This is a genomic window from Ancylomarina sp., assembly GCF_041555295.1.
Lineage (GTDB): Bacteria > Bacteroidota > Bacteroidia > Bacteroidales > Marinifilaceae > Ancylomarina.
Map to the genome: position 1 here is coordinate 1 of NZ_JBFFKR010000167.1, position 7,739 is coordinate 7,739.

Annotated in this window: 7 protein-coding genes and 1 pseudogene; all 8 read left to right on the plus strand. The window is 38.4% G+C overall.

Translation table 11 applies throughout. The annotated features are described in order from the left end of the window. A partial coding sequence (locus ABY905_RS11555; RefSeq protein WP_372643951.1) for a hypothetical protein occupies positions 1-297 on the plus strand: 297 nt, incomplete at its 5' end. A 90-nt stretch (positions 298-387) separates the two neighbouring features. Beyond that, positions 388-1,941 carry a lysine 5,6-aminomutase subunit alpha gene (locus tag ABY905_RS11560; protein ID WP_372643953.1) on the plus strand — a complete coding sequence of 518 codons (1,554 nt, stop codon included), beginning with the start codon at positions 388-390 and terminating at the stop codon, positions 1,939-1,941. Between the two features lie 71 nt (positions 1,942-2,012). Then, positions 2,013-2,801 (plus strand): OAM dimerization domain-containing protein, encoded by a 789-nt coding sequence (locus tag ABY905_RS11565; protein WP_372643955.1) that lies wholly within the window; start codon positions 2,013-2,015, stop codon positions 2,799-2,801. A gap of 70 nt (positions 2,802-2,871) precedes the next feature. After that, positions 2,872-3,534: a 3-oxoacid CoA-transferase subunit B gene (locus ABY905_RS11570; RefSeq protein WP_372643958.1), complete on the plus strand. Its 663-nt coding sequence runs from the start codon at positions 2,872-2,874 to the stop codon at positions 3,532-3,534. A gap of 96 nt (positions 3,535-3,630) precedes the next feature. Then, positions 3,631-4,836 carry an acetyl-CoA C-acetyltransferase gene (locus ABY905_RS11575; protein WP_372643961.1) on the plus strand — a complete coding sequence of 402 codons (1,206 nt, stop codon included), beginning with the start codon at positions 3,631-3,633 and terminating at the stop codon, positions 4,834-4,836. Positions 4,837-5,258: 422 nt separating this feature from the next. Next, the gene (locus ABY905_RS11580) at positions 5,259-6,398 is read left to right on the plus strand and encodes an acyl-CoA dehydrogenase (RefSeq protein WP_372643964.1); all 1,140 of its coding nucleotides are present in this window, start codon (positions 5,259-5,261) and stop codon (positions 6,396-6,398) included. Between the two features lie 104 nt (positions 6,399-6,502). Continuing rightward, on the plus strand, positions 6,503-7,288 hold the full coding sequence (locus tag ABY905_RS11585; RefSeq protein WP_372643967.1) for an electron transfer flavoprotein subunit beta: 786 nt from the start codon (positions 6,503-6,505) through the stop codon (positions 7,286-7,288). Between the two features lie 144 nt (positions 7,289-7,432). Further along, positions 7,433-7,739, plus strand: a pseudogene (locus ABY905_RS11590) (electron transfer flavoprotein subunit alpha/FixB family protein); the annotation flags it as partial.

The window sequence follows — 7,739 nt, forward strand, 5'->3', positions numbered from 1 at the left end:
AGAGCTATTGTGAATGCAGTGGCTGAAATTTTTAACGAGAACAAAACCTTATCAGTAATAACAACCCATTATAGTGGTTTGAATAAGGCTTGTCGTAAGTTGAGAGTTAAAGGTTTGGATAAAGACTTTAAGCCAGGAGAGATAAATAGAAATAATATAAACGATTATATGGATTATTCTCTGATAGAAGATGATGCTTCAACAGTGCCACATGAAGCACTTCGCATTGCTGGAATATTGGGAATAAACAAGCAAATTATTGAGAAGGCGAATAAGAATTTGCTTATCAAATCATAAAACCTCGTATGTTTATCACGGAGATAAACCCCTCAGGTTTGAACGAATAGAGAAAAGAAACAAAATCAAATATCTAAACATAGAACAAAAATGCAAAGGAGTAAACTAGGTCTTGACTTTGATAAAGTTAACTACGCAAAGGGCGTTTCGAGAAAGATTGCTGACAACGTTCAGGAGTTTGTAGAGGGTTACACAACTGTATCTGTAGAGCGTACCTTGTGTCGTCTTTTGGGGATTGATGGTGTTGATAACAATGAGGTACCACTTCCAAATATTGTTGTAGATGAAATTAAGGAGAAGGGTGTTCTAAACCAAGGGGTGATGTATTTCTTAGGAAATGCAGTGATTGAAGCAGGATTAAATCCACAACAGGCGGCTGATAAAATTTCTTCTGGTGAATTGGATATAACACAATTACCAAGTCATTCTGTTGAAGAGGCTCACGAGGCTCTTAAGCCATATATCAACGATTGTATTGATAAAATCAAGACTCGTAAAGCTAAGAGAGATAACTATATCGAAACGATTGGTGAAGGTCCTAAGCCATACTTATATGTAATTGTAGCAACTGGTAATATCTACGAGGATGTCATTCAGGCTGAAGCTGCGGCTCGTCAGGGTGCTGATATTATCGCTGTAATTCGTACAACAGGTCAGTCATTGCTTGACTACGTACCTTATGGTGCGACTACTGAAGGTTTCGGTGGTACTGTTGCGACTCAGGAAAACTTCCGTATCATGCGTACTCACCTTGATAAGATTGGTGAAGAAGAAGGTAAATATATTCGTTTGTGTAACTACTGTTCTGGTTTATGTATGCCTGAAATTGCGGCTATGGGTGCTCTCGAAGGTTTAGATGTGATGTTGAACGATGCGCTTTACGGAATCCTTTTCCGTGATATTAACATGCAACGTACATTAGTCGATCAGTATTTCTCAAGAGTATTGAATGGTTTTGCAGGTGTAATCATCAATACAGGTGAAGATAACTACTTAACGACTGCTGATGCATTTGACGAAGCACATACGGTATTGGCTTCAGACTTTATCAACGAGCAATTGGCTCTTATTGCCGATCTTCCTGAAGAGCAAATGGGATTGGGGCACGCTTTCGAAATGGAACCAGGACTAGAGAATGGTTTCCTTTATGAGCTGGCACAAGCACAAATGACTCGTGAGATTTTCCCTAAGGCACCTTTAAAATATATGCCTCCTACAAAATTCATGACAGGTAATATCTTCAAAGGACACGTACAGGATGCTTTGTTTAATCAGATTTCAATCTGGACTGGACAGGGAATCCAACTTTTGGGTATGCTTACTGAAGCAATTCACACGCCTTTGATGTCTGACCGTTACCTTTCACTTGAGAATGCAAAATACATTTTCAACAATATGAAGAATATTGGTGATGAGGTTGAGTTTAAAGAAGGTGGTATTATTCGTAATAGAGCTCAAAAGATTCTTGGTGATTCCATTGTATTGCTTGAGAATATTGAGAAAGAAGGCTTATTTACTGCTTTGGAAAAAGGTATTTTTGCCGATATTAAACGTCCAAAGAACGGTGGTAAAGGTCTTGATGGTGTTGTGGAAAAAGGAAGCAACTACTTCAATCCTTTTGTAGCTTTAATGAAGAAAAACTAGTTATTTGATAATGATAATGGAGTTAGTGGTTAGTAGCTATTGACTCCAATTAAATATAGGAGATAAGCAAAATGAGTGGAGGACTTTATTCTACCAATTCGAATGAATTCGATAAGACCTTAGATCTAACAAAAATTAAGTCTTACGGCGATACCATGAACGATGGTAAGACACAGGTGAGTTTCACACTTCCTGTGCCTAAGGGAGAGGAGGCTATTGAAGCCGCTAAGCAGATGATGAGAAAAATGGGTTTTGAAGACATTCAAGTGGTGTTTGTTCAGGAACTTATGAAAGGTTTTACCTTTTTCAACTGCTATGGTAGTTCTATTCATGCCGTTGATTATACGACTATCGTTGTACCAAAGGTAGAATCGACTACTATGGATATGCACGAAACGGATGATTTCATTAAGGAAAACATTGGACGTAAGGTTGTGGTTGTAGGTGCCAGTACAGGTAGCGATGCTCACACTGTAGGTATTGATGCGATTATGAATATGAAGGGTTTTGCAGGTCACTACGGTTTGGAGCGTTACGATATGGTTGAGGCTTTAAATATGGGATCACAGGTACCTAACGAAGAATTCATTGCTAAAGCTATCGAATTGAAAGCTGATGTTCTTTTGGTATCGCAAACGGTTACTCAGAAAGATGTTCATATTCAAAACCTTGTTGAGCTAGTAGAAATGCTTGAAGCAGAAGGTTTACGTGATAAGGTTATTTTAATTTGTGGTGGACCCCGTTTGTCACATGAATTAGCTAAAGAGCTCGGATATGATGCAGGTTTCGGTATGAATAAATATGCTGATGACGTGGCTTCATATATGGCTCAGGAACTTGACAGAAGAATCAACCAATAGATTTATAATTTTGATAGTGACGGCCAATTTGGCCGTCTCTATCAAAATGTAAACAAAACAACATACCACAATGGATAAAAAAGAAATCAGAGAGATTATCGCAAAGCGTTCTGCTCTCGAATTGCAAGATGGTGATGTAGTAAACTTAGGAATTGGTTTGCCTACATTCATACCCAATTATGTCCCTGTAAATATCAACGTAATTCTTCAATCGGAGAATGGCTTGCTAGGCATGGGAGCTGTTCCTGCTGAAGGGGAAGAAGATAAGGATTTTGTTAACGCTGGTGGCGGACACATTACCTATAAGCAAGGTGCGAGTAGTTTCGATTCTGCGGCTTCTTTTGCTATTATCCGAGGTGGACATGTTGATGTTACTTTCTTAGGAGCTCTTCAGGTTGATGAAAAAGGGAACCTTGCTAACTGGATGATTCCAGGTAAGAAAACTCCAGGAATGGGTGGTGCAATGGATCTTATTGTAGGTGCTAAGCGTGTTATTCTATCAATGGAGCATACTGCTAGAGGAAATCACAAGATTATGACACTTTGTAACCTGCCATTAACAGCTGCAGGACAAGTGGAAATGATTATTACCGAAATGGGAGTGATGAAAATTACGCCAGAAGGTATTCTTCTTACAGAGATCAACCCAATGTTTACAGTTGAGCAAGTACAAGAAGCGACTGATGCAAAATTAATTATTGCAGAGGATCTAGCTGAAATGAAACAAGCCTAATTTAAAGAACAGGTTATCGGTTTTCTGTTATCGGTTTTTTATTAACTGATAACCGACAGCAGATAACTGAAAACTCACAAAATAATACTTATCACCATGAGCAAAGTATATATCGTTGCAGCCAAAAGAACGGCTGTAGGTAAATTTTTAGGAAGTCTAACTCCAGTTACTGCTGCTGATTTAGCTGCAGGAGTTATCAAAAATATTATTGAAGAAACAAAGATTGATGCTTCTAAACTTGATGAAGTTGTTGTGGGAAATATCCTAATGGCAGGTCAAAAGCAAGGTGTTGCACGTCAGGCTTCAATTAAAGCAGGTGTACCTCAAGAGGTGCCAGCTTATGGAATTAACATGATTTGTGGTTCAGGAATGAAGACAATTAACCTGGCATATGCTAACATCAAATCTGGTGAAGCTAATATGATTATTGCAGGTGGTACTGAGAATATGTCAGCTGCTGGTTTTGTAATGCCAGGTGGTGTTCGTACAGGGCATAGAATGATGGATATGACGGCTGTTGACCATATGGTATGTGATGGTTTGACGGATGCTTTCGAAGGCTACCACATGGGTATTACTGCTGAAAATATTGCAGCAAAATATAGCTTAACTCGCGAAGAGCAGGATGCTTTTGCATTTGCTTCTCAACAAAAAGCAATTGCAGCTCAGGATGCAGGTCATTTCAAGAACGAGATTGTTCCTGTAGAGATTAAAACTCGCAAGGAAACTATTATTTTTGATGCTGATGAGTTCATCAACCGTAGAACTAGCGAAGAGAAATTAGGTAGTTTACGTCCGGCTTTCAAAAAGGATGGTACTGTTACTGCTGGTAATGCTTCAGGTATTAACGATGGTGCTGCTTTCGTATTAGTTGCTTCTGAAGAGGCTGTAAAAGAGCATAACTTGACTCCACTTGCAGAGATTGTTGCAACAGGTCAAGGTGGTGTAGATCCAGCCATTATGGGTATGGGGCCAGTTCCTGCTATCGCTAATGCTTTGAAAAAGGCGGATATGAAATTAACTGACATGGAAGTGTTGGAATTGAATGAAGCTTTTGCAGCACAATCATTGGGTGTGGTTAAGCAATTATGCGAAGATCATGGTGTTGCTCCAGAATTTTTCCAGGAGAGAAATAATGTGAATGGTGGAGCTATTGCTTTAGGTCACCCAATTGGTGCATCAGGAACACGTATCACTGTAAGTTTGATTCACGAAATGAAACGTACTAACAAGAAATTCGGTTTAGCATCACTATGTATTGGTGGTGGTATGGGTACTGCTTTGATTCTTAAGAACGTTTAATAGGATTACAAGTATTTATTGAAGCTAAATCTTTGATGGTTTAGTTTTGATTTTAGATATAATCGGTTGTTGGTTTGTAAAAACCAGCAACCGATTTTTTTTTGATTGGCTGATTAAGGGGGACACAAGAAAAAGGGAATCCATCTTTATATTTTTAAATGATTTAGTTATTTGTTTGACGTATCGTTAAGTATTTAACAGCATGTATTGTTTGTGTTGAGAAAATGTAATTTTCTGATATATAACATATCATCTTGTATCGGAATTCGTTTTTACTAAGCTTTCTTTGCATATCAAAACAAGAATTAAAGAATTATTTCTTTATTGTTTTCGAGGTATCATATTTAGTCTTTATTTACGATTCTTAATATTTATATCTCGGTACTATTATCGTAAAATTTAATTTGTAATTAGATACTTTAATGAACTTTAGCCTTACAAAAGAACAGGAGTTGTTCCAGCAAATGATTAGGGATTTTGCTGAAAACGAAGTGAAGCCACTTGCAGCAGAAGTTGACGAGCAGGAGCGTTTCCCAATCGAAACAGTTGAGAAAATGGCAAAGATTGGAATCATGGGAATTCCAATTCCAAAGCAATATGGTGGTGCAGGTGGAAATAACCTGATGTATTCTATTGCTGTTGAAGAACTTTCAGCAGTATGTGGTACAACTGGTGTTATTGTTTCGGCTCACACTTCTTTGTGTGCAGCACCTATTTTAGAGCACGGAACTGAAGAGCAAAAGCAAAAATATCTACCAAAACTGGCTTCTGGTGAATGGATCGGAGCTTTTGGTTTAACCGAGCCTAATGCAGGTACTGATGCAGCTGGTCAGCAAACTACGGCTGTTGAAGATGGTGATAACTATATCATTAATGGATCTAAAATCTTTATTACCAATGCTGAATATGCACATGTTTATGTGATTTTCGCAATGACTGATAAGTCACAAGGAACTCGTGGTATCACTGCTTTCATTATTGAAAAAGGTACACCAGGTTTCTCTTTCGGTAAAAAAGAGAAGAAGATGGGTATTAGAGGTTCAGCAACTAACGAATTAATTTTTGAGAACTGCGTATTGCCTAAGGCAAATATGCTGGGAAAATTAAGCAAAGGTTTTGGTGTTGCTATGAAAACCCTTGATGGTGGCCGTATTGGAATTGCTGCTCAAGCTCTTGGTATAGCTCAAGGTGCAATTAACGAAACTGTGAAATATGTGAAAGAAAGAAAACAGTTTGGTCGTGCCATTTCTGCTTTTCAGAACACACAGTTCCAGTTGGCTGATATGAATACAAAAACAGAAGCTTCTCGTATGTTGGTTCGCAAAGCGGCTTACAAAAAAGATAATAAAATTGCTTATTCTGTTGATGCAGCTATGGCTAAGCTTTATGCAGCCGAAACAGCTATGGAGGTAACTAATAAAGCCGTTCAATTACACGGTGGTTATGGTTACACTCGCGAATACCCTGTTGAGCGTATGATGCGTGATGCTAAAATTACTGAGATCTATGAAGGAACTTCTGAAGTTCAAAAAATGGTGATTTCAGCTAATATGCTTAAGTAAGTATTTGCATAGATGTTATCAGTTGCCGGTTTTTTGTTGTCAGTTAACCGATATCCGAAAACTGATATCTGAAAACAGTTACGAGAATCTAAAAGAATAAGAAAATGAAAATAGTTGTCTGTATAAAGCAGGTTCCTGATACTACTGAGATTAAAATTGATCCAAAAACAGGAACTCTAATCAGAGAAGGCGTACCAAGTATTATCAACCCTGATGATAAGGGTGGTTTGGAAATGGCGCTACAGTTAAAAGAAGAAAAGGGTGCTCACATTACTGTGATTACTATGGGACCTCCACAAGCAGATTTAATTCTTCGCGAAGCATTTGCAATGGGAGCCGATAGAGCCATCCATTTGACCGATAGAAAATTTGCGGGAGCAGATACTCTAGCAACATCATACGCTCTTGCAGGAGCGCTTAAAAAGCTTGATTTCGACCTTTTGATCACAGGTCGTCAGGCGATTGATGGTGATACCGCACAGGTAGGTCCTCAAATTGCTGAGCACCTGGATTTACCTCAGGTATCTTACCTGGAAGATTTGAAGTTCGATGGTGAGAAAACATTCACGATGAAGCGTCATATCGAAGAGGGTTACCAAATTCTGGAGGTGGAAGCACCTTGTGTGGTAACCGTTCTTTCATCGGCAAACAATCCTCGTTACATGACTGTTGGTGGTATTGTTGATGCTTACCAAAAAGAAGTTGAGGTTTGGGGTAAAGATCAAATCGAAGTGGATGAGACACTATTGGGGCTTAAGGGATCGCCAACAAGTGTACATAAAGCATTTGCTCGTGGATTGAAGCCAGCTGGCGAACTTTACGAAGTGGACACCGATGAGGCTGTAGGAATCATTATTAACAAGATGAAAGAGAAATTCATTCTAAACTAGATAAATTACGAATTACGAATTAGCAATTACAAATTGGAGAATTTGATTCTATTTGTTTTAAGAGAATAGATTATTTATTCAGGTTTGATTTTTTGCTTTTTATTATCTCGTAATTCGTAATTAAAATATCGTAATTAAATTGTTATGAATTTAGAAGATTACAAAGGCATATATGTATTTGTTGAGCAGCGCGAAGGCCTTGTTCAGAATGTGGCATTGGAACTTTTGGGACAAGCACGACGATTGGCTGATGAATTAAACGATAAGGTTTATGCCATGCTTTTAGGGCATAACATCGCTGCTAAAGCAAAAGGATTGATTGCTGCTGGTGCAGATGAGGTTTTGCTTGTTGATGCGCCTGAATTGGCTGATTATACAACTGAGCCATATACTCAGGCTATTTGCAAAATCATTAATGATAGAAAGCCAGACTCAGTATTGATCGGAGCCA